Source organism: Clostridium sp. MB05 (assembly GCF_046581255.1).
Taxonomy (GTDB): Bacteria; Bacillota; Clostridia; order Clostridiales; family Clostridiaceae; genus Clostridium.
The window spans coordinates 1,820,940-1,847,591 of the sequence record NZ_CP174370.1 but is presented as its reverse complement, the minus strand read 5'-3'; the positions used below and the strand labels follow the sequence as shown (position 1 = coordinate 1,847,591).

The window sequence follows — 26,652 nt, the reverse complement described above, 5'->3', positions numbered from 1 at the left end:
ATATTTTATGAATAGCTATAATAAATGCATAGGTACATATGGTGAAGACTTAGCTTCATCTTATTTAAAGTCTAAAGGATATTATATATTAAATAGAAACTTTAGAAATAAGCATGGTGAGATTGATTTGATATGCAAGTATAGTGATTTAATTATTTTTGTAGAAGTAAAAAGTAGGTACAATTATTCATACGGAATACCCTCTGAATCTGTTACCTACTCTAAACAAAAACAAATAATTAATTTATGTAAATTTTATATACTTTCTAGAAAATTATTTAACTATAACTGTAGATTTGATGTTATAGAAATATATTTTAATAAAAATAATGAATCTTATTTTTTAAATCATATAGAAGATGCCTTTAGAGGCTATTAATTGGAAGTATATTTTTTAAAAATGATCTTCTATGTATTTTACATGGTCCAAATTCTTTTAGTCCATCTACGTGCTTATTAGTGCCATATCCAGCATTTTCATCAAAACCATAATAAGGATATTCCTTTGAATATTCCTTCATTAAATTATCTCTATATACCTTTGCTAAAATAGATGCAGCTGCTATTGATGCTGATTTTGCATCTCCTTTAATAACGGATTTATTATGTATATTAATTCCTTTAATTAAATATCCATCTGATAATATAAGCTCCGGTTTTATCTTCATAGATATACATGCTTCTAAAAATATTTTATTATTACAATAAGCTATACCTTTTTCATCAATTTCATTATTTGAACTTTCAGAAATGTAATATGCTAATGCTTTTTCTTTTATTACTTCTGATAAAGATTCTCTTTTCTTTTCTGATAATTTCTTAGAATCATTTAACCCAAGTATCAGTTCATCATCTATTGCATCTAAGTCTAGTATTACTGCACATGCTACTATTGGTCCTGCAAGTGGCCCTCTCCCTACTTCATCTACTCCAGCTATATAAGAATATTTTCCAAAGCCTTTATCAAAGTTATACATCGACCTTACTCTTTGGATTTCTTTTTCTATTTTTTCTTTTTCTTTATAAAGCTTCACCCCTAAAGCTTTAACATTTTTTCTCTTATCTGAAGAAAGTAAATTTATTAAATCCATTAAATAAATATTATCTTTTTCTTCACTTACCTTTATATTATCTATATATGATTTTATATCTTTATAACTTAATTCTTGAATATCATTATTTAATAAATCCATTATTTTATTCCTCTAATCCCTCTTCATCATCTGGACGCTCAAGTGAAATATTACCTATTTTTCCTCCTCTAAACTCATCTAGAAGAATTACAGCTATTCTATTATAATCTATTTCTCCACCTTTAACTAAGCATCCTCTTTTTCTAGCTATACTATTCAAAGTTTCTAGGGGATCCTCATCTATTTTATCGATCTTATATCTTTCATTTAAATTTTCTCCATAGAAGCTTTGAAGCCTTTTAACTAAATTATAAGAAAGTTCTTCGATGTCCATTATTTCATCTTTTATAGCTCCTGTGAAAGCTAAATTAAGAGCTGTTTTTTCATCCTCAAATTTAGGCCATAAAACTCCAGGTGTATCTAGCATTTCAATGTCCATTTTAGTTTTTATCCATTGTTTGCTCTTTGTAACACCAGGTCTATCACCTGTCTTTGCTATATTATTTTTAGCCATCTTATTTATAAATGTAGACTTTCCTACATTTGGTATACCAACTACCATAACTCTCATTTGTATTTTCACTAAACCTTTAGATTTAAGTCTATCATGTTTTTCTTTTAATAATAAATCTAATGTTGGCTTAATTTGATTTAATCCTTTTCCTGATAAGCAATTTACTTCTATAACTTTTACATTTTCTGAAGATAAATGATTCATCCACATTTTTGTTACTTTAGCTTCTGATAAGTCACTTTTGTTTAAAAGTATTACTCTTGGCTTTCCTTCGCAAAGCTTATCTATATCAGGATTTGCAGAACTTCTTGGTATTCTAGCATCTCTAATTTCAATAATTGCATCTACTAATTTTAAATTTTCTTTTATTTCTCTTTGAGTTTTTTTCATATGCCCTGGAAACCAATTTATTGTAGCCATATTTAAATTCCTCCATATCTAATTAATTATAAGTGTATTATATCCATTTATATTCTCTATATATCAATAATAAACAAATTAACTTTTAACCACATTTTTTAATAACTTCATTTTTCAATAAATATATGATCTAAAATAAAGAAAAAGGGACTTATAAAAGTCCCTTACTTAATCATTAGATAATTATCTAACGTTTAATTCTTTAACTTTAGCAGCCTTACCTACTCTATCTCTTAAGTAGTATAATTTAGCTCTTCTTACTTTACCTTTTCTTACAACTTCCATTTTATCGATAATTGGAGAGTTCATTGGGAAAGTTCTTTCTACTCCAGTTCCGTAAGCAACTCTTCTTACAGTGAAAGTTTCTCTTAATCCACCATTTTGCTTCTTTATAACTGTTCCTTCAAACATTTGTACTCTTTCTCTTGTACCTTCTTTAATTTTAACGTAAACTTTAACGTTATCTCCTACGCTGAAATTTGGAAGATCGTTTCTCATTTGTTCAGCTTCAATAGCTCTTATTATTTCGTTCATTGTGTAGTCCCTCCTTAATATAATATTTAGACGTTCTTAACAAATAATTGACAGAGGACCGCCCGTACTAACACAAAGGTTATTTTAACATAAGTTCTGTTATATTTCAACAATTTATTTATACTTTTCTAGTATTTTTTTATCTTCTTTTGTAAGAGTTATTTTTCTATATAAATCTTCTCTTCTTTCCTTAGTTATTATTAAAGATTGAGATCTTCTCCATTTCCTTATATTTTCATGATGACCTGAAAGCAATATCTCTGGCACCCTATCTCCTTCAAACTCCTCTGGTCTTGTGTACTGAGGATATTCTAATAATCCATCTGAAAAGGATTCATCCATATAACTTTCTTCTTTCCCTAAAACTCCACTTTTTAGCCTTAAAATGGAATCTATCACAGGAATAGCAGCCATTTCTCCACCAGTTAATACAAAATCGCCCAAGGAAACTTCTGAGTCTATATATTTATATACTCTTTCATCAATTCCCTCATAATGACCACATATAAATATAAGCTCATCTTCTTTAGATAATTCTTTAGCCATCTCTTGATTAAAGGTTTTTCCTCTAGGTCCTAAGAAAACAACTTTCCCTTTATTAGTTTTTTTACAATGTCTTATAGAGTCTACTAATGGCTGAGGAGTCATAACCATTCCAACTCCACCACCATATGGGTAATCATCTACCTTTTTATGTTTATTTAAAGTAAACTCCCTTATATTTAAAGCTTCTATTTCTACTATATTTTTTTCCTTAGCTTTTCCTATTATACTATGATTAAATATGTCAAACATTTCAGGAAATAATGTAAGAATACTAATCTTCATCTTGCCATTCTCCTACTGGTTTTATTGTAATTTTTCTATTTTCTATATCTATATCTGTAACTATATCTAAAAGTACAGGAATTAATAATTCTTTAGGCTTTCTTATCCAATATACATCATTATTTTTTGTTTGGATTACATCATAAACTTCTCCTAAAGATTTACCTTCTGTATCATAAACATTGCACCCAACAATATCCGCAATAAAATATGTATCTTCTTCTAAAGGAACTGCATATTCTCTTGGAATTTCCATATACTTATTTTTATATTTTTCAGCTTCTTCTATTGTATCTATTCCTTCTAATTTAACTATTATCCTATCTTTTTGATATTTACATCCTTTTATTTTCTTCTCTATTCCATCTATTAATACAAACTTTAAATCATTATATCTTTTGGGATCATCTGTTAAAGCTATAACTTTAACTTCTCCCTTTAACCCATGAGTGTTTACTATTTTTCCAACTCTTAAAATATCTCTCATTTTAGCACCTCTTTTTTAATTAAATTATTTATATTAAATCATTTATTTAACTTAGTATTTTCCATATATACTAAAGTTAAAACACTAACTTTTAATTTAACATATTTAATATTTCTAATACTTCTACAAACATGCATAGAAGCATTAGAAATATTATAATTTAAAAATTCAATTTATTTTATTAAACTATCTTTTTATAGTAATTTTATGTTTAAAAAGAGTTAGGATAATCCTAACTCTTTACATCAATAATTTCTACTACTACTTTTTTCTCTTCTTTCATTGCTGCTGCTTTTACAACAGTTCTGATAGCTTTAGCTATCCTTCCCTGTTTACCTATTACTTTTCCCATATCTGCAGGAGCAACCTTTAGTTCCAGAATAATTGATTGCTCTCCTTGGATTTCATTTACATGAACTTCATTTGGATTATCCACAAGGGATTTAGCTATAATTTCAATTAATTCCTTCATAAACACCTGTAATTAAACTAATTACAGAGTTCACCTCCTAAAAATTACTTATTTAATCCTGCTTGAGCAAAAAGTCTCTTTACTACATCTGTAGGTTGAGCACCATTTTGTACCCATTTAGTAGCTTTTTCTTCATTGATTTTAACTTCAGCTGGTTCAGTTAAAGGATTGTAATATCCTATTTCCTCGATGAATCTACCATCTCTTGGAGCTCTTGAATCAGCAACTACTATTCTATAGAAAGGAGCTTTCTTAGCACCCATTCTTCTTAATCTGATTTTTACTGCCATGTATTTCACCTCCTTTTAAAGTGTATCATTTATATTAACTCATAAAAGGTAATTTACCAAAGAATCCTTTTTTAGATTTCTTTTGAAAGGACTTCATTTGTTTCATTTGCTTTCTCATCATATCAAAGCCCTTAATGAGTTTGTTAACTTCTTGTAATGATGTACCTGAACCTTTAGCAATTCTCTTCTTTCTTGAAGATGATCCTGCTATAAGCTTTGGATTTCTTCTTTCCTTTGGAGTCATTGAAAAAATTACAGCTTTAACTCTGCCTAATTGTTTTTCACCAGCATCAAAATCTATATCTTTCATTTCCTTAGGAATTCCAGGCACCATTTCCATTATTTTGCTTAGAGATCCAAGCTTTTTCATTTGTTCCATAGCTGTTAAATAATCTTCATAAGTGAAGTCATTTTCTAACATCTTTGCACTTAATTCTTTAGCTTCTTTATCATCGAAGGCTTGCTGAGCTTTTTCAATTAATGAAAGAACATCTCCCATTCCTAGTATTCTTGAAGCCATTCTATCTGGATAGAAAACTTCAAAATCGCTCATTTTCTCACCTACACCAATGAATTTAATTGGTTTCTCAGTAATATGTCTAATTGATAAAGCAGCCCCACCTCTTGTATCACCATCAAGCTTAGTTAATATAACACCAGAAACATCTAATATATTATTGAAGCTTTCAGCAACATTTACGGCATCTTGCCCTGTCATAGAATCTACTACAAGTAGTATTTCTTGAGGTTTTACTTCTTCTTTTATAGATTTTAGCTCATCCATAAGATTTTCATCTATATGAAGTCTACCAGCTGTATCTATTATTATAACATTATTACCATTTTCTCTTCCATGAGCTATACCTGCTTTTGCAATATCAACAGGATTAACTTTATCACCCATTTGAAAAACTGGAATATCTATTTGCTTTCCAACTACCTCTAATTGTTTAATAGCTGCTGGTCTATATATATCACAGGCTACTAAAAGAGGTTTTTTATTTTGTTTTCTAAGTTGTAGTGCAAGCTTTCCAGTCATTGTAGTTTTACCTGCCCCTTGTAGTCCAACCATCATTATTACTGTTGGTCCTACAGAGTTAAAGTTTAACTTACTTTCACTACCACCCATAAGATCCGTAAGTTCATCGTTAACAATTTTTATAACTTGTTGAGCTGGAGTTAAACTTTCTAAAACTTCATTTCCAACACACTTTTCACTGACACTTGAAATAAATTTCTTAACTACTTTAAAGTTAACATCAGCTTCAAGTAACGCAAGCTTTACTTCTCTCATAACTTCTTTTATATCTTTTTCAGTTAGCTTTCCCTTGCCCTTAAGTTTTTTGAAAGCTTCCTGCAATTTATCTGATAAACCTTCAAAAGCCACCTTAAACCCTCCTATGATTTTACAAATCTTTTAATATACTTTTATACTTTTTATAATCCTCTTCAGAAATTGAGTATTTATTTTTTAAATCCTCAAGAAGATTTGTAATTATTTTTTCTTGATTAAAACTTTTCTCAAGTAAATTAAGTTTACTTTCATAGGATAGAAATTGTTTATAGCATCTCTTTATTAAATCATGGATAGCCTGACGACTCGTGTTATTCAATTCAGCAATTTCGGCTAAGGATAAATCCTCATTATAATAAAGCTCCATAATTTTATACTGTTTCTCTGTTAGTAATGGACCATATAAATCCATTAATAATGAAATCTCAACCCTATCTTCCATTTCATCACCTTACCCACAAAAGAGATTTTAACAAAACCATCCCAGGCTGTCAAGTATTTTTACTTAACACTTGTAAAAAATTTAATAATCACGAAAAAAGTTAAGAAAACACCTTATTATTAAAACTATTAAAAAGCCTTTCCTTCACTAATTCCTATTTATTTCGGACTTTTTTATTGTTAATTAAAATAATGCTTCTGCAAATCCTTCAGCATCAAACTCTTGTAAATCTTCTATACTTTCTCCAACTCCTATATACTTAACTGGTATATTTAAAGTATTTTTTATAGAAATTACAACTCCACCTTTTGCTGTTCCATCTAACTTCGTTAAAATTATACCATCTATAGGACAAGCCTCCATAAATTGCTTTGCTTGAACTACTGCATTTTGTCCTGTAGTTGCATCCAAGACTAATAAGGTTTCTTTAGCTGCATTACTAAACTCTTTATCTATTATTCTACCTATTTTAGATAACTCATCCATAAGATTCTTTTTGTTATGAAGCCTTCCAGCAGTATCACAAATTAATAAATCAATATTTCTTGATTTAGCTGCACTTACAGCATCAAAAACTACTGCTGCAGGGTCAGAACCTTCCATATGTTTTACTATATCAACTCCAGCTCTTTGGCTCCATACTTCTAGTTGGTCAATGGCCGCAGCTCTAAATGTATCTGCTGCTGCAAGTAAAACCTTTTTGCCTTCTTTTTTATTCTTAGCCGCAAGTTTTCCTATAGATGTAGTTTTTCCAGCTCCATTTACACCTATTACTAATAATACTTTCTTATTATCAGTTTCTTCTTTTTCTTCGGCTCCATCAAGTAGCATATCCTTTATCACCGCTTTTAAAGCAGGATAAACTTCACTTGGATCATTTATTTTTTCTTTTCTAATTTTTGCTTTTAATCTATCTATAATTTCTATTGTTGTATCCATACCTATATCTGACATAACTAAAATTTCTTCTAGTTCCTCATATAAATCCTCATCTATAGTTATAGCTAATTTTAATGTTTCGTTAATTTTATCCGTTAACGCGTCCTTAGTTTTTGAAAGTCCTGATTTTAAATTATCAAAAAGTTTTCCAAACATTTTTTACCTCCTAATTATCTTTGCTTAAGTCAACTGAAACTACTTTTGATACTCCTTTTTCTTCCATAGTTATTCCATACATAACATCACTTGCTTCCATAGTCCCTTTTCTGTGTGTAATAACTATAAATTGTATATTGTCTGAAAACTGTTTTAAAAACTCTGCATATCTATATACATTTGCATCATCTAAAGCTGCTTCTATTTCATCTAATATACAAAAAGGTGTAGGCTTCATCTTTAATATTGCAAATAGCAATGCTATAGCTGAAAGCACCTTTTCTCCACCAGACATTAAGTTTATATTTTGAAGCTTTTTACCTGGTGGTTGAACATTTATTTCTATATTAGCTGTTAGCTCATCACCTTCACCTAAAATAAGTTCTGCATTTCCACCCTTAAATAAATCTTTAAAAGTTTCATTAAAGTTTTCATTTAGTATTTTGAAGTTTTCTCTAAATAGTTCTTGCATTTTTGTAGTCATTTCATAAATAACTGTCATTAGCTCGTCTTTTGCTTTATTTAAATCTTCTTCTTGTGCTGACATAAATTCATATTTTTCACAAACCTCTTCATATTCAGCTATTGCTGCTAAATTTACTGTTCCTAATGCTGTTATTTGAGTTTTTAATTTAAATATATCATCTTTAATTTTTGAAATATTTTCTACTTCCAATGCAATTTCCATGGCCTCAGCTAAAGTTAAATCTAGTTCTTCATTTAATCGTTTATAGTAATTATCTTTTTCACTTTCTATTTTAGCATATACTATTTCTCTCTTATTTAGTTCACCTTCTAGTATCCTTAATATCTCTATTAATTCTTTTGCTTCTCCATCTCTTATTTTTAACTTATCTTTTAAAGTTATTCTCTTAACTTCATCAACCTTAAATATATCCTCAAGCTCATTTAATCTTTTATTTACTTCATCTATTAAGTTTACTTTTATTTCTATTTGATTTTTTAAATAGTTTATATTACTTTCTTTTTCATTATTTTCTTCTTTAAGCTTTAATATCTTTTCTTCTTTTTCTTTTTCCTCTTTCTCTTTTCTTTTTATTTCAGATTGCTTTCCATAAACTACTTCATCTAGTGTTGCTTTATTTATTTTCAATTGTATAGCTTCATCTTTTATTTTATCAAACTTATCCTTCTTATCTATCAATGATGCTTGAATTCTCAAAATTTCATTTTTATTTAATAAGCTATCTTCTTTTAATTTGTTTAATAAATCTTCTTTATTTTTTATTTCTTCTTTTAGCTTATTTAAATTTTCATTATTTAAATATAATTCCTTCTTAGAAACTTCAAATGAATTTTTAAGCTTTAACCCCTCATTTTCTAGAGCTTTTATTTCACTTTCATATCTTGTTATATCAATAGTTTTTTCATGAACCTCATCGCTTTTATTTAAATTGTCCTCATCAATAGTCTTTATTTCTTCTTTAATATTATTTAGTGAATTATATTCTGATGAATATTTTTCTTTATTTTTTAAGATATTTTCTTCTAATTCTTGAAGTTCTCTTCTTCTACCTAAAATACTAGAGTTATTCTTTTTATAAATACTTCCACCTGTAAGGGCTCCGCCTGGACTAATAACTTCTCCATCTAAAGTTACTATTTTAAGTTTATAGTTTCCAAGTTTTGAGATTTTTAATGCAGAATCCATATCTCTTGCAATTATAGTTTTTCCTAAAGAATAATCCATTATTTCTTTAAATTTAGCATCAAAATCAATTAAATCAGATGCTAAGCCTAAAAAACCTGAAAGATTACTAATTTCATTAGAAATATTTAATCTATTTCCCTTAATAATATTTAAAGGTAAAAAGGTAGCTCTACCTAAAGAATTTTTCTTAAGATAATCTATTAATAATTTAGCTACATTCTCGTCTTTAGTTATTATATTTGAAATAGCTCCACCTAATGCTATTTCTATAGCAGTTTCATATTCCTTATTAACAGTAAATATTTCACCTAGAACCTTAGTACCTTTTCCATAGGATATTTGTCCATTATCTATTCTTTCCATAAGTCTTTTTACTGATAACTGATATCCTTCATAACTTTTTTCTAAGTCTCTTAAGGTAGTAAATTTACCTTCTAAAGTACTAATATTTTTAGATATTTCTCTTATAAGCCCCTCTTTTTTTGTAGAAAAACTACTTAAAAGAGAAAGCTTTTTCTTATTTTCCACTATAGTATTTTTTACTTCTTCTCTTATTCTTTTAGATTCCTGTATACTTTTCTTTAATCCCAATATAGTAGCTAAATTAATACTTATATTTCCTTCTATTGTTTTTAAAGCATTTTTTCCATTTAAGCCTAGTTCTTCTTTATTTAATATTTCTTTATTCAGTAAAACTATATTATTGTTTGTTTCTGAAGTCTCTCTTAAAAGCTCAAATTCCTCTTCCTTAAGGTTTTGAACTTCTTTTTCTAAATCTTGAATCTCTTTATTTAAGTGATAAACTTCTTTTTCTAATCTTTTAATATCATTTTCTTTTTGAACTTGTTCTTTTATTTTTTCTTCAAGTTCCTTACCCAACTGATTTTTTTCTTCTAAAGAAATTTTCAAGCTATTTTCTAAAGAATCTTTTTCTAGAGAATCTTTATTTATTATTTCCTCTAAATTTTTAATTCTCTCTTTAAATATCTCTATATTCTTTAGACTTTGGTTTAACTCTTCTTTTTTACTGTAATATTCACTTTTTTCTTTGTTATTTTTATTTTCTAACTCTTCAATTTTACTTTCTAAAACTAAAAGTTCTTCTTTATCCTTATGTAATTTATTTCTTTTAGTTTCTATATCTTTTTTTCTTTCATTTATATCTTTACTTACATCATTAATTTCATCTTCTATTTTTTTTATATTGTTAACTAATATAGAAACCTCTTTTATTCTTAATTCTTCTGCTAAAGTCTTATATTTTAAAGCTTTTTCTCTTTCAATTTTTAATGGTTCAATTCTTTCTTCATAGGTAGAAATTATATCTCTTATTCTAATTAAATTATTTTCAGTATTAGATAATTTTTTTTCAGCTTCTTCTTTTCTGGATTTAAATTTAACTATACCAGCAGCTTCCTCTAATAATGCTCTTCTATCTTCTGCCTTACCACTCAGTATGGCCTCTATTTTACCTTGTCCAATAAGTGAATACCCTTCTTTACCTATACCTGTATCCATAAATAGACTATTTATGTCTTTTAATCTACATTTTTGATTATTTATTAAATATTCTGTTTCACCTGATCTAAATATTCTTCTTGTAATAGTAACTTCTGAATAATCAGTATCTAATGAGCTATCTGAGTTATCTAATGTAAGTGAAACCTGGGCCAGTCCAACTGGTTTCCTATACTGGGTTCCAGCAAAAATAACATCTTCCATTTTTCCCCCTCTAAGGGTTTTTACACTTTGCTCTCCAAGAACCCATCTTACTGAGTCAGATATATTACTTTTCCCACTACCATTTGGCCCTACTACTGCTGTTACTCCTTTTTTAAATTTTAATTGGGTTTTATCCGCAAAAGATTTAAACCCTCTTATCTCTAGGGATTTTAAAAACATAGATACACTCCTTACCTATATCAATGATACCAATAGACTCATTGAAAACATGATAGCTAAAATTATAGTAATTACATATATCATTTTTTGTCTTGTTTTTTTCTTCATAATTACCACTCCTATTCTTATTTAAGTTTATAGTAAAGATAGTGAAATATCAATAATAAGGTAGGCAAAATCTTGCCTACCTTATATACTAACTTTTTCTATTCTTTTTAGTACAATAACATTAACGCTTCCTCTGTTGATCTTATCCTTGGTAGTTACTAGTATTTTTCCTTTATGATTATCTTTTAAATTATTAAAATAAAGTTTTTTATTCGCATAAAGCTTACTTAGATCCTTTGAGTTTATTTCAATTATTATATCTTCATCACAATTTATAACTGATTTTATTTTATCACAAATTAAGCTTCCCTCTACAAGTTCCCTAAATGCTGGATGAAAAGGTCCATCTATTATATCTTTTCCCCAAGTTATGGTTTCAGTTGGTTGAAGACCAATCCTAATTATGTTAACATTAGCACTATTATACAACATATATAACTCTTTAGATATTTCAACAGCTTCTTCTAATGAATAAGGCTTATATTGACCTCTCTCATACATATCTGCCATAGGTGTATCTTTAATTACTAGTGAAGGATATATTCTACATATATCTGGTTCCATTTCTATAGACTTTTTCACTGTTTCAATATCTTTTTCAAAAGTATCACCTGGAAGTCCTGGCATTATTTGATGACCTAATGTAATTCCATATTCTTTTATAAGATTAGATGCTTTTTCTACATCTTCTGCACTATGACCTCTTCCTGATAACCTTAATACTTCATCATCTAAAGATTGAACTCCAAGTTCAATTACATCTACTTTATAATCCTTCAAGTAGTCTAATATATATCTATTTATTGCATCAGGTCTTGTTGACATCCTTATTTTATCTATATAGCCTTTTTCTTTATATTCTTTTGCAACTGCTAATAATTCTTTTTGTTTATTTACATCTATAGCTGTAAATGTACCACCAAAAAATGAAATTTCAACAATTGCATTTTTATAATCTATAGTTTTAAGATAATCATCAACTGTATCTTTTACATCTTTATCAGTAACCTCTTCTTGAATAACCTTTGCTATTCTATCCTGATTACAAAATACACACTGATGAGGACATCCTTGATGAGATATAAATATAGGTATAATATAATGCTTTTTACTCATTTAATTCCTCCAAAACTCGTAAAGCTTCTTTTGCTGCATTTTGCTCTGATTCTTTTTTACTATAACCTTCTCCATTCCCAAATTCTTTATCCTCTATTATAACTGACGTGAAAAACTTTCTTCTATGTGGAGGCCCTTCATACTTTAGTAGTTCATAAACTATTGAAACTTCACCTGATTTTTGCATTTCTTCTTGAAGCTTAGTTTTATAATCTAAAACTATATCATTATTTATTGCTTTATCAATTATATCTCTAAAATACCCTATTATAAAATCTTTAGCAAACTCAAGTCCCTTATCTAGATAAATTGCTGCTAATAAAGCTTCAACAGCATCTGCTATTATAGATACTCTTTCCCTTCCTCCTGTTAACTCCTCGCCTCTACTTATTCTTATAAAAAATCCTAGATTTAACTTTTTACCAATTTCATAAAGTGAATTTTCGCAAACTATTAAACTTCTTATTTTTGTTAATTCACCTTCACTCTTGCTTTTATAATTTAAAAATAAATATTCAGTAATACATAATTGAAGAATAGAATCTCCTAAAAATTCAAATCTTTCATTATACTCCTGATCCTTATGTTGATTTGCATAGGAGCTATGAGTCAATGCAGTCTTTAAAAGCTTTGGCTCATTAAATGTTAAACCTATACTCTCCTCAACCTCTTTTATATTAAACTTCGCCATTTTATACACTCCTTGAAGTTTATTCTTCAACTTGCTTTCCAAGAAATTCTTTTTAATAGAGCAAATTCAAGAATAAACCAAATTCTCTGTAAATATTAAATATAAAATCCCGCATTAAAGCGGGATTACATTACTCTTCAACATGACTCTTTAAATACTTAACTACATCTCCAACAGTTTTAAAATTTTCTGCTTCTTCATCTGGAATTTCTGTATCTAACTCATCTTCTAAAGCCATCATAAGTTCAACTAAATCTAATGAATCTGCATTTAAATCGTCAACGAATGAAGAGTCCATTGTTATATCATCTTCGTTAATGCTTAATTTTTCAGCAATTATTTCTCTAACTTTTTCAAACATTTAATTCACCTCCTACATACATCATTTAGATAATATTATATATTATTTATCTAGTCAATATGCATATTGGCATAAATTATATATTATTTTGAAGTTCTGATTTTATTTTTTCTAATACACCCTTATCATAAAAAGTTTTAGTTTGCCTTATAGCATTTTTGAAAGCTTTTCCATCAGAGCTTCCATGTGCTTTTATACAAATACCTTCAACGCCTAAAAATGGTGCTCCACCATATTCTTTATAGTCAAACTTTACTTTTAATGATTTAAATACAGGTTTTAAAAGACCAGCACCTATCTTACTCATTATTCCTGATGATAAAATTTCTTCTTTTATCATTTTTAACAATGTGGATGCTACTCCTTCATACATTTTTAACAATGTATTTCCTACAAACCCGTCACAAACTAAAACATTTACATCACCTTTTGATGTATCCCTTGGTTCTACATTTCCAACAAAATTTAAATTCTTCTCTTCTTTTAATAGCTTATGAACACTTTTAGTTAATTCATTACCTTTTTCTTCTTCTGCTCCTATGTTAACTAGGCCTATGGAAGGATTCTCATTACCTATTACCCCTTGATAATATACTTTTCCCATCTTAGCAAATTGTACTAAGTAATTAGGCTTACAATCAACGTTTGCTCCAGCATCAACTATCATGAAGCTACCATTTTTACCTGGCATAATTGGAGCTAAAGCCGGTCTTTCCACACCTTTTATTCTTCCAACTATAAGTGTGCATCCAGCTAAGAATGCACCTGTACTCCCACCTGATATAACAGCATCACATTCTTTATCTTTAACAAGCTTCAATGCTTTACATATGCTTGAATCCTTTTTCTTCTTTAAAGCCATTACAGGATGCTCATTTGGAGAAATAACATCTCTTGCATCAACTATATTAACTAGCTTTTCATCATATTGGTATTTCTTAAGCTCTTCTTCTATTTGCTCTTTAGGACCTGTTATATAGTATTCTATTCCTTCGTATTCCTTTAAAGCTTGAATAAGGCCTTCTACTACGGCTTTAGGTGCATTATCCCCACCCATACCATCTATAGCTATCTTCATAATACCATTTCGCCCCTTTTCTTTATATATAAAGAAAAGAAAGTCATTAGACTTTCTTTATTCTTCTACTGAAGCAACTACTTCTTTACCTTTATAGAATCCACAATTCTTGCAAACTCTGTGAGCTAGCTTCATTTCGTGACATTGTGGACACTCAACTATTCCAGGTAAGCTCGCCTTAAAAGTTTGAGCTCTTCTTGAATTTCTCTTTGCTCTATATGTTTTTCTAGCAGGATTTCCCATTACTACACCTCCTTATTTCCAAACAACTCTTGTAACTTTGCCAGTCTTAAGTCTACATCATTTGTCTCACATTGACAAGAACCTTCATTAAGATTTTTACCGCATTGGTAGCAAAGTCCATTACAGTCATCTGTGCAAAGTCTCTTAATAGGTAAGGTTGAAATACTAATACTTTCAACTATTTCAGCAATATCTAATGTATTGCTATCTACAAAAATAATCTCTTCATTATCTTGAAGTTCCTTATTATTTGTAAACCTTTCTTCTATATCAATATCTATTGGATAGATAAAGGTCTCTAGGCATCTTGAACAATTAAGTTTCAATTTTGTCTTTATGGAAGCTCTTAGAGTTAAAACATCTCCAACAGAGGTAACATTTCCAACTACATTTACAGCTTCTACAGCTTCAATTTTTTCTCCATCAAAATAAAGTGGAGCTAATTCATATGTTATATTGATTTCTTTTTTTCTTTTATTTAATGAAATTAAGTCTGAAAATTGTATAATCATATGTATTTGCTCTAGACTATGTCCTCATATCCTTTAGGATACATTATACACATTATGTGTATAGCTTGAGCAAAGCTTCATTTCACTCCTTAGATAAATATTTGCCGAATAAACACAATTTATTATATAAAGTGCACCATTAAAAGTCAAGCAATTTATTGTAAATTACCCAACTAATAATTATGCACCTTAAATCTATTTGCTTATTAATTCAACAGTATCTCTTGCTATTACTAATTCTTCGTTAGTTGGTATAACAAAAGCTTTTACCTTACAACCTTCTTTTGATATTTCTCTTACTTTTCCTCTAACGTTATTTCTTTCAGTATCTACTTCTACACCTAAGAACTCTAGCCCCTTTAAAATTGCCTCTCTAGTTTCTGGACCATTTTCTCCAACTCCAGCTGTAAATACTATAGCATCAACACCACCCATAATAGCAGCATATGATCCAATTGTAGCTCTTACTTTATATTCAAATATAGAAAGTGCTAACTTTGCTCTATGAACGCCTTCTTTAAATGCAGCATCTTCTATATCTCTAAAGTCGGAACTAATTCCTGATATTCCAAGAACACCTGATTTTTTATTTAGCAAATCATTAGCTTCATCAATAGATAAACCTTCTTCTTTCATTAAGAAAGTAACTATAGCTGGATCTATATTCCCACTTCTTGTTCCCATTGCAACACCTTCAAGTGGAGTAAAGCCCATTGATGTATCTATAGAAACCCCATTCTTAATAGCACATAAACTTGCACCATTTCCTAAGTGACATGTAACTATTTTTAATTCTTTTATGTCTTTACCCATAACTTCTGCAACTTTTTGTGATACATATCTATGTGAAGTACCATGGAATCCATATTTTCTTATTCCGTGTTTTTTATATAATTCATATGGTAGTGCATATAAATATGCCTCTTCTGGCATAGTTGAATGGAATGCATTGTCAAAAACTGCTACCATCGGAATATTCGACATTAATTCTTCGCAAGCTTCTATACCAATTACGTGTGCTGGATTGTGAAGTGGAGCTAATTTAAAGCATTCTCTTATGTAATCTTTAACTCCTGCATCTATAATTACTGAACTCTTATACTTTTCTCCTCCGTGAACAACTCTATGTCCAACTGCTGTTATTTCATCCATTGATGAAATAACTCCGTTTTCTCTATCTACTAAAGCATCTAAAACTAGCTTTATAGCAACTTTATGATCTTCCATAGGTTGTTTAACTATATATTTATCTCTGCCTTCAACCTTTTGAGTTAAAACTGATCCTTCAATTCCTATTCTCTCTACTAATCCTTGAGCTAATGATTCTTCAGTAGTCATATCTATTAATTGATATTTAAGTGATGAGCTACCGCAATTAATTACTAAAACTTTCATTTTCTCTTACTCCTTCCTAATAATTATTATTTTTGAGCTTGTGCTTGAACTGCTGTTAATGCAACAACATTAACTATATCATCAGAGCTACATCCTCTTGATAAATCATTTATTGGCTTTGCAAATCCTTGACACATAGGTCCAATGGCTTCTGCATTAGCAAATCTTTGAACTAATTTATATCCTATATTTCCACTTTGTAAATCTGGGAATACAAGAACATTAGCCTTTCCTGCAACACTGCTATTTGGAGCTTTTTGAGATGCTACTTTTTCAACTATAGCTGCATCTAATTGTAATTCTCCATCTATTAATAAATCTGGTCTTAATTCCTTTGCAAGCTCTGTAGCTTTTCTAACCTTATCTACCATTTCATGATCTGCACTTCCCATAGTTGAGAATGAAAGCATAGCCACTTTTGGTTCTATTTTACAAAGGTTTTTAGCAGTATCTGCTGTTGCTATAGCTATTGCTGCTAATTGTTCATAAGTCGGATTTGGATTAACTGCACAGTCTGAGAATAGAAGCATTCCTTCTTCTCCATACTTTGAACCAGGTACCATCATTATAAAGAAGCTTGATACAACTGATACTCCTGGTGCAGTCTTTATTATTTGTAATCCTGGTCTTAGTAAATCTCCGGTTGTATGTACTGCTCCTGAAACCATTCCTTCTGCATCGTTTAATTTAACCATCATAGTTCCAAAATATAATGGATCTCTTACTATTTTATCAGCTTTTTCTAAAGTCATTCCCTTATTTTTTCTTAATTCATAAAACTCATTAACATAAGCTTGTAATCTTTCTGAAGTGTTAGGATCAACTATCTCTACCCCTTCTAAATTTACCCCTAATTCACTAGCTTTTTCTTTAATTTTACTGTTATCTCCAACTAAAATTGGATATGCTAAACCAAGCTCTTGTATTCTTTGAGCTGCTACTAAAGTTCTTTCCTCATCCCCTTCTGGAAGAACTATTTTTTTTCTGTCAGCCTTAGCTGCATCCCATAATTTATTCATAAGTTCCATAATTATTTCTCCTTTCAAAAAGATACTAACTCATCTTCATATACTAATATACTCCTAAATAACTATAGTTTTCAACATAAAAATATCCGAAAGATTTAATTCTTTATATTATAAATATTCAGAATTTTTCTCATTATATAAATAACCTACATATTATACTTTAATTTTTCTATAAAATCTTATTATGATATAATATTTTTATATTTCCCATTAAGGAGTGTATTTATGAATATAACAGGAATAATAACAGAATATAACCCTTTCCACAACGGTCATCTTTATCACTTAAATTCTGCAATAAAAGAAACAAACGCTGATGGAATAGTATGCATAATGAGTGGTAATTTTGTTCAAAGAGGTGAACCAGCATTAATTGATAAATGGAAACGAGCAGAAATGGCTATTTTAAATGGAGTTGATTTAGTTTTAGAATTGCCTACATTTTACGCTTTATCTTCTGCAGAATTTTTTGCAAAGGGCTCAATATCTATTCTTGACTCAATTGGAGTAATCAATAACATATTTTTTGGTAGCGAATGTGGTAATATAGATATTTTAACTAAAATTGCAAAAACTTTAGTTTCTGAATCTAAAGAGCTACAAGATGAAATAAAGGAAAACTTAAAGACTGGAATTACTTATGCAAAAGCTAGAGAAATATCTCTTATAAAAATTTTAAATGATAAATCAATGGAAGAAGTTTTGTCAAGCTCTAATAATATTTTAGCAATAGAATATATAAAATCCTTACTTAAATTAAATAGTGCTATTTCTCCTCTTACATTAAAACGAGAAGGCTCAAATTATAACGATAAAAAGTTAACTGACAAATATGCTTCTGCAACTAGTATAAGAGAGAGTTTTAAAAATAATTTATCTCTAGGGGACCTAAAAAATTATTTACCAAGTAAATCATTAGATATATTATCTTCTCTAAAAGAAAACTCTTACCCTTTTGTTTTCGAAAAAGATATGTATCCGTACATTAAATATAAACTCCTTGCTAATTGTATAAATTTTAACAATCTTTTTGAAATAAGAGAAGGATTAGAAAATAAATTTTTAAAAGAAATTTATTATAGTAATTCTTACGAAGATTTAATACTTAAAATAAAAACTAAAAGATATACTTACACTAAAATATCTAGATTAATGGCTCAAATATTTTTATCTTTAGATGAGTTTTCCTATGATGATTTAATAGATAAAAATAACCTTTATGCTAGAGTATTAGGATTTAATAGTACTGGAAGATCCATATTAAAAGAAATGAAAAAGAAATCTAGTATTCCAATAATAACTAAGGTACCAAGGAACATATCTAATCCCCTATTAAAATTAGATATTCAAGCTACCAAGGCTTATTCTTTGTTAAATAGCTCCCTTAATCCATTAAGTGATTATTTGCAATTACCCATAATAAAAGATTAATATTAAAAAGTCATAGGCATATAAATACTATATAGGAGGTAAATTTTATGTTTAGTATTTTTATTTTATGGCTTTTTATTTTTTTTCTTGTGGCATTATTATTAAAGCTATTAGATGTAAAAAAAAATTATATTATATGTTTTGCAATTACCATCTTTATAATTATATTTGTAATTAATTTAGAAGTTAGTATATCAGCAGCAATTAGTGGAGCTAAGTTAGTGGTTGTTGCAATACTCCCAACCATATTTCCATTTAGCGTCATATGTAATTTGTTAATTTATTATGATGGAATAACTCTTTACTCGAAGATATTAGGGCCTTTAATCTGCAAGCCACTAGGTCTTTCAAAAAGTTGTTCTTTCCCTTTAGCGGCAAGCTTTATATGTGGTTATCCATTAGGGGCAAAATATTCTTCTGATATATATGATCTTGGATATATACATAAAAGTGAATACGAAAGATTATTAAATATAGCATCTAATGCTGGCCCTATATTTATACTAGGATCTGTCTCAGCTTCTATGCTTTATGACGTAAAACTTGGTTATATCCTATTAATAGCTAATTACTTATCTATAGTAGTTGTAGGTTTTTTAACAAGAAAGAACTCTAAAAATATAACATCTTTAAAAAAAATGGAAAGCACTTATAAAGAAAATCCTTTTGGAACTAATTTAAAAAATGCAATTGAAAGTGCAATTTCTACCACTATAAATGTAGGCGCCTTTGTTATAATATTTTCAGTATTTATAAGCATAATAAAAAGCAACACTTATATAAGTACTGCTTTTGAAAACTTAGAAAACTTAATAAAATTACCTAATGGAATCTTATATAACCTTTTTTTAGGTAGTATTGAATTTACAAACGGTTGTAAATTAATTTCTACTTCTAATATCTCCATGAGCTTAAAACTAAGTATGATGAGCTTTATTTTATCATTTTCTAGCTTATCAGTAATTGCTCAAGTAAGCTCTATTGTAAGTAAAAATAATCCTAACATGAAAAAATATATTTTCTATAAATTTATTCAAGGAATAATAAGTTTTATAATAACTTTTATTTCAAGTAATATAATTCAAATTTCTACTACTACATCAAATATTACTAATGATAAAATATATAATATTTTATCATTTTATAAACTTTTTATTCCTTTTATAGTATTCCTTTTACTGACACTTTTAATATCTATGTTATTAAAACATGTTAGTATATTACATTCCTCTTAACTCAGAAATGTTTTCTTTAATTTTTGATCCAGTTTTACTTAGATCTTCATCAATTTCTTTTGCTACTAACTCGAAGGATTTTTGCATATTTTCAATTAATAGGTTTCTTTTTTCTTCAATTTCCCTATCTAATTGAGCCAAAATTTCTGTTGAGTACTCTCTTGATCCAATTCTAATTGCCTTGGCATCTCTTTGAGCTAGGGCAATTATTTCATTTGCTCGAATTTTAGCTTCCTTAACTATATCATGATTTTCAATATTTTGCTTCATTATTTCCATTGTTTCTCTTTTTACAGTCTCGTACTCCTTTTGAGCATCTCCAAGTATTCTATCTTTTTCTGTCATCACCCATTGTGCTTTTTTTAATTGATCTGGTAGATAATTTATAACTTGATCTATTACTTCTAAAAATTCTTTTTTATCAACTACACTTTTCCCTGTTATAGGCACTTTAGGTGCTGTTTCTATTAATTCTTCTAAATACTCTAAAAGTTCTATAATATTAACTTCAATCTTCTCCATCCCTCTTCCCCCTTGGTAAAAATTATCTAAACTTATCCTTAACTTCTAAAATTAATTCTTCAGGTACAAGTCCTTTAATGTTTCCACTAAACTTAGCTACTTGCTTTACTGAAGATGAGCTTACATAAGAATATGCTGAAGAAGTCATCATAAATACAGTTTCAATATCTGGATCAAGCTTAGAATTCATAAGTGCCATTTGAAACTCATATTCAAAGTCAGATACCGTTCTAAGCCCCTTTAAAATAACCTTTGAATTATGCATTCTTGCAAAATCTACTAATAATCCGTCAAAACTTAATACTTCTACATTTTTTAAATTCTTCGTAACCCTCTTAATTAATTCAACTCTTTCTTCAATATTAAATAAACATTTTTTATCCATATTGACTAAAACTGCAACTATAAGCTTATCATAAATTTGGGCTCCTCTAGTTATAATATCTAAATGTCCATTTGTAATAGGATCAAAGCTCCCAGGATAAACTGCTATATTCATGTTTTTCACCTTTTTATTTACTCCTCATATTTATAAAAACATACTGTTGTATTACCATATTTTCTACTTTGTAATAATTTAATATCTCTATATCCATGATATATATCTTCTATAGAATCTATCTTTGTTACTATTATTCCATTATCTTTGAGCATATTATGTTCTTTTACTATTTTTAATGCTTCTGGAATCATCTCCTTGCAATAAGGCGGGTCTATAAATATAATATCAAAACTTATTCCCTTTTTACTTAACATTTTTAAAGCTTCGTATGAATCCATATTTAATGGAGTACAAAAGTTTTCAAATTTTAAATTTTTGATATTTTGTTTTAATAAAGGAAATGTTGAACTACTTTTATCTATTAGATAAACTTCTTTCGCACCTCTACTTGCTGCTTCTAAACCAAGGCTTCCTGTCCCTGCAAAAACATCTACAGCAATTGCTTCTGGTATGTATCCTTGAATTATACTAAACATAGCTTCTTTTACTCTATCTAAAGTTGGTCTCGTTTCCATAGTTGCAGGAGGTATTAAATTTCTTCCTCTTGCTTTTCCGGCTATTATTCTCATTTAGTTTCCTCCTTAGGTACTATCATATCAATTTTATCATAATATTTCTTTATATACAATTTTTTTAATTAAAACAAATATATCGACTCCATCTTTCAATAGAACTTGATATTTCATTACATAATTTTAAATGCTCCATTTCTTTTGAACTAACTAATATATTGGCTTCATACCTTGCACACTTTAATATATCTATATCTTCATATATGTCTGAAAGGACTAACCCTATATCCCCACTTTGTTTTAATCCAAACATTTCTCCTGCTCCCCTAAGCTTTAAATCCTGCTCAGATATGTAGAAACCATCTGTCGATTCTGTCATTATTTCCATTCTCTTTTTTGTTCTTTCATTTTTTACCTTACCTATAAGAACACAATAAGACTCGTATTCTCCTCTACCTACTCTTCCCCTTAATTGATGAAGCTGAGCCAATCCAAATCTCTCTGAGTTTTCTATTATCATCATAGAAGCATTTGGAACATTTACCCCAACCTCAATAACAGTTGTGGAAATTATAACATTTATCTTATTTTCTTTAAATAATCCTATTATCTCATCTTTTTCCTTCGGCTTCATTTTACCATGTAACATTTCAACACCTATATTCTTAAATACTCCACTTTTTAGCTCTTCATAAAGTTTTTCTACAGAATTTAGCTCCATCTTTTCATCATCTTCTATTAATGGACATACTATATACACTTGCCTTCCCTTTTTTATTTCATCTAAAGCTAAATTATAAGCTAACATTCTATCATTTTCTGAATAAAACCTTGTATCTATCTTTTTTCTTCCTGGTGGTAACTTGTCAATTATTGAAACATCTAAGTCTGAATACATATACAAGGCTAAGGTTCTAGGTATAGGAGTTGCTGTCATAACTAAAACATCAGGCCTTCTCCCTTTATTTATAAGTTTATTTCTTTGTTCTACTCCAAATCTATGCTGCTCATCTGTAACAACTAAACCTAAATTAGTAAAGTCTACATCTTCTTGAATTAAAGCATGTGTTCCTATAACTATAATTGGCTCTCCTGTCGCTATTCTTTCTTTTATTCTTCGTTTCTCTTTTAAACTAGTACTTCCTGTTAACAATTCAATTTCTACGTTAAAACCTTTTAAAATTTTTGATGTTTCGGCATAATGTTGATTTGCTAAAATTTCTGTGGGTACCATAAGAGAAGCTTGATAACCATTTTTAATTACATTGAACATTGCTATTATAGCTACTATGGTTTTACCACTTCCAACATCTCCTTGAACTAGTCTATTCATTGAATATTTACTTTTTTGATCTCTTAAAATTTCTCTAACAACCTTAGTTTGAGCATCTGTTAAACTAAATGGAAGCATTTCTTTTAATGTAGATAATTCATTATGCCAATAAAATGAAATACCGTCATTGCTTCTTAGCTTACTTTTAAGTAATAAAAGTTTCATTGAATAAGTAAATAGTTCTTGAAACTTTAATCTTATTATCGCTTTTTCTAATTCACCTTTTCCCTTTGGAAAATGTATTTCTCTTACAGCTTTATCTAATTCTATCATTTTATATTTATCTAATATTTCTTTTGGCAAATTATCAGCTATTAAAACTTTATCTAGTATTTGGTTTATCAGCTTTGTTATTATCTTATCTGTTAAATCACTTTTTAATGGATACTTGGGTATTATTTCACTTTTTTTAGCATCACTACATCCAATCATTGGATTCACTACTTCTAACGAATTACCTACTCTTTTAAATTTCCCTACTAAATCGTAAGATTCATTTAATTTATAAGAATTCTTTATATACCTTTGATTAAACCATTTTCCAATAACTATATGTCCTTTGTAATCAAATTTTATTGTAGTTATTATCTTTCCAGTTTTAGTTTTAACATCTCTATCATATCCTATTACCCTACAAGTTAAAATTTGCTTTTCTTCACCATCTATTTCGTTAAAATCTATATCTCCTTTAATAAATTCATAATCCCTTGGAAAATATAAAAGTAAATCATATATTGTAAAAATCCCACATTTATTAAGCTTTTCAGTAAGCTTTGGTCCTACTCCTTTAAGAGCAGATATTTCCATTGATATATTCATTTGCTCACCTCAAAATTTTATTCATAAATATTAAAGCACAAGTCTCTACTTATGTAAATAAAGTAGTAACTTGTGCTTTTATAATTATTCCACTGACATTAAGAAATAGTAAAGCGGTTGTGCTCCTCTATAACATTGAACATCTAAATCTTCATATTTATCTTCAATTTTCTCTACAAATTCTTCTGCTTCTTCTTCAGTTACATCTGCTCCATAGAAAATTGTTATAAGCTCACTTTCTTCATCTATCATATCTGAAAGTATTTCTTCTGCAACATCACAATATGATGTTCCAACTTTCTTTATTTTCCCTTCAATTAGTCCAAGCATATTACCTTCTTTTATTTCTATGCCATCCATTTCTGTGTCTCTAACTGCATAAGTTACAGAACCTGTCTTAACCATTTCTATTGCATTTTTAAGATTTTCTAAATTTTCATCTACTTCTGCTTCTGGATTAAACATAGTTATGCATGTTATTCCCTGTGGAATTGTAGTTGTTGGTATTACCCTAACATCCTTATCTGATATTTCAGCTGCTTGATTAGCTGACATTAGTATATTTTTGTTATTTGGTAAAATAAATATATGCTCTGCATTTAACTTTGAAATACACTCCATTATATCTTGAGTTGAAGGATTCATTGTCTGACCACCTTCAATTACATATTCAACACCTAAATCTTTAAATATATTAGTTATACCTTCTCCCATAGCTACTGATACAAAAGCATATTTTACTTCTTCGCTTTCTTCTGTAGCTGATTCTCCTTGATTATATTCTTCTTTAGTTAAAAGAACTTCTCTATGTTCTTCTCTCATATTATCTATTTTTATTTTAGATAATTCCCCTAATTGAACAGCTTTTGCTAAAACAGAACCTGGATCATTTGTATGAATATGTACCTTTATTACATCCTCATATCCCACTACTATAGTTGAATCACCCATTTTTTCTATATCTGATCTAAAATTATTTGCTTTATCTGCATCTGCTAAAATTATAAATTCAGTACAATATCCAAATTTAATATCTATATCTTCTGTTCCTTGAGCACCTTGCATTTTAGCTTCAGCTGGTTTAATATCTTTTATTTCTGCCTTTATGTCATTTTTTAAGGCATCATACATACCTTTAAGAATTATATAAAGCCCCATTCCGCCTGAATCTACAACCTTTGCTTTTTTTAAAGCTGGTAATAATTCTGGAGTTTTATCTAGCATTACCTTAGATTCTGTTACAATTACATCCATAAGGCTAACTATATCTTTTACATCTGTATCAATAGCTGCATCAGCTGCTGCTCTAATGACAGAAAGAATCGTTCCTTCTGTAGGTCTCATAACAGCTTTGTAAGCCGCATTACTACCTTCCTTAAAAGCTATTGCAAGTTCCACAGTATTTACTTCTGTCTTTCCTTCTAAGCCTTTAGAAATACCTCTTAATATTTGAGAAAGAATTACTCCTGAATTTCCTCTTGCTCCCATTAAAGCTCCTTTAGCTAGCTTTTTAGAAGTTTCACCTATTGATTCAGAATTTAATCCTTCTATTTCCTTAACTGCAGCTTTAAATGTTGCTGACATATTTGTTCCTGTATCTCCATCTGGAACTGGGAACACATTTAAAGCATTAACGTATTCGCTTTGCTCTAACAATTTATTGCTAGCATTAACAACCATGTTATAAAAATCATGGCCATTTATTTTCTGATATTTCATCTTTTTACCTCCTAGACTCTAACTGCTTGAACATTTACTGTAACAGATGAAACTTTTAATCCAGTAAAGTTTTCCACACTATAACGTACCTTTTGTATTATGTTATTTGCAATTACAGAAATCTTTGTTCCATATTCAACCATAACATATAATTCTATAACTAATTTATCTTCATTAAATTTTAGTTTAACGCCTTTACTTAAATTCTCTATTCTCATTAATTCCCATAAGCCTTCAGTGGCATTTTTAGAAACCATACCAACTACTCCATAACATTCCATAGTTGAAAGACCAACTATCTTAGCAAGTACCTCTTCAGAGTAATGTATATTTCCAAATTCGTTTGAATATCCTACCATATAGAATCCTCCTTATAAATATCCTTATACTATATTTTATATTAGTTACATTTATTATTCAAGTAAATATTATACCGCTTATTATATGGAGTTAGCTATTATTATATAAATATTTCTATAATTAAAAAGTTTTTTCTTTTTTTTCTCATTTTCTCTTGCTTTTCTCACACTTACTATGTTAAAATTTAATCTGTCCTATTGAAGAGAAATTATCTTCAAAAATAAGGAGGTGTTTTCAAGTGGCAAGAAGATGCGAAGTTTGTAATAAAGGGGTTGTATCTGGAACTCAATACTCCCACTCACATCGTCAATCAAAGAGAACTTGGGCTCCTAACATAAAGAGAGTAAAGGCTTTAGTTAACGGAACACCAAAAACAGTTCATGTATGTACAAGATGCCTTAGATCTGGTAAGGTTCAAAGAGCGATATAAGTTCAAATAAAAAATGCAATTGAATTAACAATTGCATTTTTTATTTTATAAAGAATTTGTTTCGTATTAAGCTTTTTATTTTTCCTATGTAAGCTTATTTTTTTCTTTTAAAAAATCTTATAAAATTTGAAATAAATTTGGGTAACTTTATAGCTATTATTTTCATAAATTCTC

At 28.7% G+C, this 26,652-nt stretch carries 29 protein-coding genes; 4 read left to right on the top strand and 25 right to left on the bottom strand.

Annotated elements, in window-relative coordinates:
- Positions 1-7 precede the first annotated feature (7 nt).
- Complete coding sequence (locus ACH36K_RS08630) at positions 8-379, top strand: YraN family protein (RefSeq protein WP_411170522.1); 372 nt, start codon at positions 8-10, stop codon at positions 377-379.
- Here the strand turns inward: ACH36K_RS08630 and ACH36K_RS08625 are convergent.
- The 19 genes from ACH36K_RS08625 to pta all read right to left on the bottom strand — a co-directional run bounded on the left by ACH36K_RS08625 (position 366) and on the right by pta (position 17,615).
- Positions 366-1,193 (bottom strand): ribonuclease HII, encoded by an 828-nt coding sequence (locus ACH36K_RS08625; RefSeq protein ID WP_411170521.1) that lies wholly within the window; start codon positions 1,191-1,193, stop codon positions 366-368. The two genes, ACH36K_RS08630 and ACH36K_RS08625, sit on opposite strands and share 14 nt — an antisense overlap.
- Positions 1,194-1,197: 4 nt before the next feature.
- A complete protein-coding gene (gene ylqF, locus ACH36K_RS08620; RefSeq protein WP_411170520.1) occupies positions 1,198-2,067 on the bottom strand; it encodes a ribosome biogenesis GTPase YlqF in 870 nt (289 codons plus the stop codon).
- Between the two features lie 183 nt (positions 2,068-2,250).
- The gene (rplS, locus tag ACH36K_RS08615; protein ID WP_411170519.1) at positions 2,251-2,601 is read right to left on the bottom strand and encodes a 50S ribosomal protein L19; all 351 of its coding nucleotides are present in this window, start codon (positions 2,599-2,601) and stop codon (positions 2,251-2,253) included.
- A gap of 114 nt (positions 2,602-2,715) precedes the next feature.
- Positions 2,716-3,429: a tRNA (guanosine(37)-N1)-methyltransferase TrmD gene (gene trmD, locus ACH36K_RS08610; protein WP_411170518.1), complete on the bottom strand. Its 714-nt coding sequence runs from the start codon at positions 3,427-3,429 to the stop codon at positions 2,716-2,718.
- A complete protein-coding gene (gene rimM / locus ACH36K_RS08605; RefSeq protein WP_411170517.1) occupies positions 3,419-3,916 on the bottom strand; it encodes a ribosome maturation factor RimM in 498 nt (165 codons plus the stop codon). The genes trmD and rimM overlap by 11 nt, the downstream gene beginning before the upstream one ends.
- Positions 3,917-4,148: 232 nt before the next feature.
- Positions 4,149-4,388: a KH domain-containing protein gene (locus tag ACH36K_RS08600; RefSeq protein ID WP_411170516.1), complete on the bottom strand. Its 240-nt coding sequence runs from the start codon at positions 4,386-4,388 to the stop codon at positions 4,149-4,151.
- Between the two features lie 44 nt (positions 4,389-4,432).
- Entirely contained in the window at positions 4,433-4,678 is a 246-nt protein-coding gene (gene rpsP / locus ACH36K_RS08595; RefSeq protein WP_008678375.1) for a 30S ribosomal protein S16, read from the bottom strand.
- Positions 4,679-4,712: 34 nt separating this feature from the next.
- On the bottom strand, positions 4,713-6,065 hold the full coding sequence (ffh, locus tag ACH36K_RS08590) for a signal recognition particle protein (protein WP_411170515.1): 1,353 nt from the start codon (positions 6,063-6,065) through the stop codon (positions 4,713-4,715).
- 19 nt (positions 6,066-6,084) lie between these two features.
- Positions 6,085-6,414, bottom strand: a complete 330-nt coding sequence (locus ACH36K_RS08585; protein ID WP_411170514.1) for a putative DNA-binding protein — start codon at positions 6,412-6,414, stop codon at positions 6,085-6,087.
- Positions 6,415-6,597: 183 nt separating this feature from the next.
- A complete protein-coding gene (gene ftsY, locus ACH36K_RS08580; protein WP_411170513.1) occupies positions 6,598-7,509 on the bottom strand; it encodes a signal recognition particle-docking protein FtsY in 912 nt (303 codons plus the stop codon).
- Positions 7,510-7,519: 10 nt separating this feature from the next.
- Positions 7,520-11,083: a chromosome segregation protein SMC gene (smc, locus tag ACH36K_RS08575; protein WP_411170512.1), complete on the bottom strand. Its 3,564-nt coding sequence runs from the start codon at positions 11,081-11,083 to the stop codon at positions 7,520-7,522.
- 189 nt (positions 11,084-11,272) lie between these two features.
- Positions 11,273-12,307 carry an elongator complex protein 3 gene (locus ACH36K_RS08570; RefSeq protein WP_411170511.1) on the bottom strand — a complete coding sequence of 345 codons (1,035 nt, stop codon included), beginning with the start codon at positions 12,305-12,307 and terminating at the stop codon, positions 11,273-11,275.
- Entirely contained in the window at positions 12,300-12,998 is a 699-nt protein-coding gene (gene rnc / locus ACH36K_RS08565) for a ribonuclease III (RefSeq protein ID WP_411170510.1), read from the bottom strand. The genes ACH36K_RS08570 and rnc overlap by 8 nt, the downstream gene beginning before the upstream one ends.
- A 130-nt stretch (positions 12,999-13,128) precedes the next feature.
- Complete coding sequence (acpP, locus tag ACH36K_RS08560) at positions 13,129-13,359, bottom strand: acyl carrier protein (protein WP_322545591.1); 231 nt, start codon at positions 13,357-13,359, stop codon at positions 13,129-13,131.
- A 76-nt stretch (positions 13,360-13,435) separates the two neighbouring features.
- A complete protein-coding gene (gene plsX / locus ACH36K_RS08555; protein ID WP_411170509.1) occupies positions 13,436-14,437 on the bottom strand; it encodes a phosphate acyltransferase PlsX in 1,002 nt (333 codons plus the stop codon).
- A gap of 57 nt (positions 14,438-14,494) precedes the next feature.
- A complete protein-coding gene (gene rpmF, locus ACH36K_RS08550) occupies positions 14,495-14,680 on the bottom strand; it encodes a 50S ribosomal protein L32 (protein WP_008678357.1) in 186 nt (61 codons plus the stop codon).
- Positions 14,681-14,682: 2 nt separating this feature from the next.
- Positions 14,683-15,192, bottom strand: a complete 510-nt coding sequence (locus ACH36K_RS08545) for a YceD family protein (protein WP_411170508.1) — start codon at positions 15,190-15,192, stop codon at positions 14,683-14,685.
- A 195-nt stretch (positions 15,193-15,387) separates the two neighbouring features.
- Complete coding sequence (locus ACH36K_RS08540) at positions 15,388-16,587, bottom strand: acetate kinase (RefSeq protein ID WP_411170507.1); 1,200 nt, start codon at positions 16,585-16,587, stop codon at positions 15,388-15,390.
- A 26-nt stretch (positions 16,588-16,613) separates the two neighbouring features.
- On the bottom strand, positions 16,614-17,615 hold the full coding sequence (pta, locus tag ACH36K_RS08535) for a phosphate acetyltransferase (protein ID WP_411170506.1): 1,002 nt from the start codon (positions 17,613-17,615) through the stop codon (positions 16,614-16,616).
- 225 nt (positions 17,616-17,840) lie between these two features.
- Between pta and ACH36K_RS08530 the strand changes: the two genes are divergently transcribed.
- Both ACH36K_RS08530 and ylbJ read left to right on the top strand, forming a co-directional pair.
- Positions 17,841-19,046 (top strand): nucleotidyltransferase, encoded by a 1,206-nt coding sequence (locus ACH36K_RS08530; protein ID WP_411170505.1) that lies wholly within the window; start codon positions 17,841-17,843, stop codon positions 19,044-19,046.
- 47 nt (positions 19,047-19,093) lie between these two features.
- Complete coding sequence (ylbJ, locus tag ACH36K_RS08525; protein WP_411170504.1) at positions 19,094-20,281, top strand: sporulation integral membrane protein YlbJ; 1,188 nt, start codon at positions 19,094-19,096, stop codon at positions 20,279-20,281.
- On the opposite strand, the gene ACH36K_RS08520 is transcribed toward ylbJ, so the two are convergent.
- The 6 genes from ACH36K_RS08520 to ACH36K_RS08495 form a co-directional block, all read right to left on the bottom strand.
- Positions 20,267-20,803, bottom strand: a complete 537-nt coding sequence (locus ACH36K_RS08520; protein ID WP_322458768.1) for an ATPase — start codon at positions 20,801-20,803, stop codon at positions 20,267-20,269. The genes ylbJ and ACH36K_RS08520 overlap by 15 nt on opposite strands.
- 22 nt (positions 20,804-20,825) lie before the next feature.
- Entirely contained in the window at positions 20,826-21,302 is a 477-nt protein-coding gene (gene coaD / locus ACH36K_RS08515) for a pantetheine-phosphate adenylyltransferase (RefSeq protein ID WP_411170674.1), read from the bottom strand.
- A 17-nt stretch (positions 21,303-21,319) separates the two neighbouring features.
- Complete coding sequence (gene rsmD / locus ACH36K_RS08510) at positions 21,320-21,874, bottom strand: 16S rRNA (guanine(966)-N(2))-methyltransferase RsmD (protein WP_411170503.1); 555 nt, start codon at positions 21,872-21,874, stop codon at positions 21,320-21,322.
- Between the two features lie 64 nt (positions 21,875-21,938).
- Positions 21,939-23,969, bottom strand: coding sequence for an ATP-dependent DNA helicase RecG (gene recG, locus ACH36K_RS08505; RefSeq protein ID WP_411170502.1), 2,031 nt, complete (start codon positions 23,967-23,969; stop codon positions 21,939-21,941).
- Positions 23,970-24,053: 84 nt separating this feature from the next.
- On the bottom strand, positions 24,054-25,688 hold the full coding sequence (locus tag ACH36K_RS08500; protein ID WP_411170501.1) for a DAK2 domain-containing protein: 1,635 nt from the start codon (positions 25,686-25,688) through the stop codon (positions 24,054-24,056).
- Positions 25,689-25,699: 11 nt separating this feature from the next.
- A complete protein-coding gene (locus tag ACH36K_RS08495; RefSeq protein ID WP_411170500.1) occupies positions 25,700-26,047 on the bottom strand; it encodes an Asp23/Gls24 family envelope stress response protein in 348 nt (115 codons plus the stop codon).
- A gap of 239 nt (positions 26,048-26,286) precedes the next feature.
- On the opposite strand from ACH36K_RS08495, the gene rpmB reads away from it, so the two are divergent.
- The gene (gene rpmB / locus ACH36K_RS08490; RefSeq protein ID WP_008678335.1) at positions 26,287-26,478 is read left to right on the top strand and encodes a 50S ribosomal protein L28; all 192 of its coding nucleotides are present in this window, start codon (positions 26,287-26,289) and stop codon (positions 26,476-26,478) included.
- The last annotated feature ends 174 nt before the right edge of the window (positions 26,479-26,652 follow it).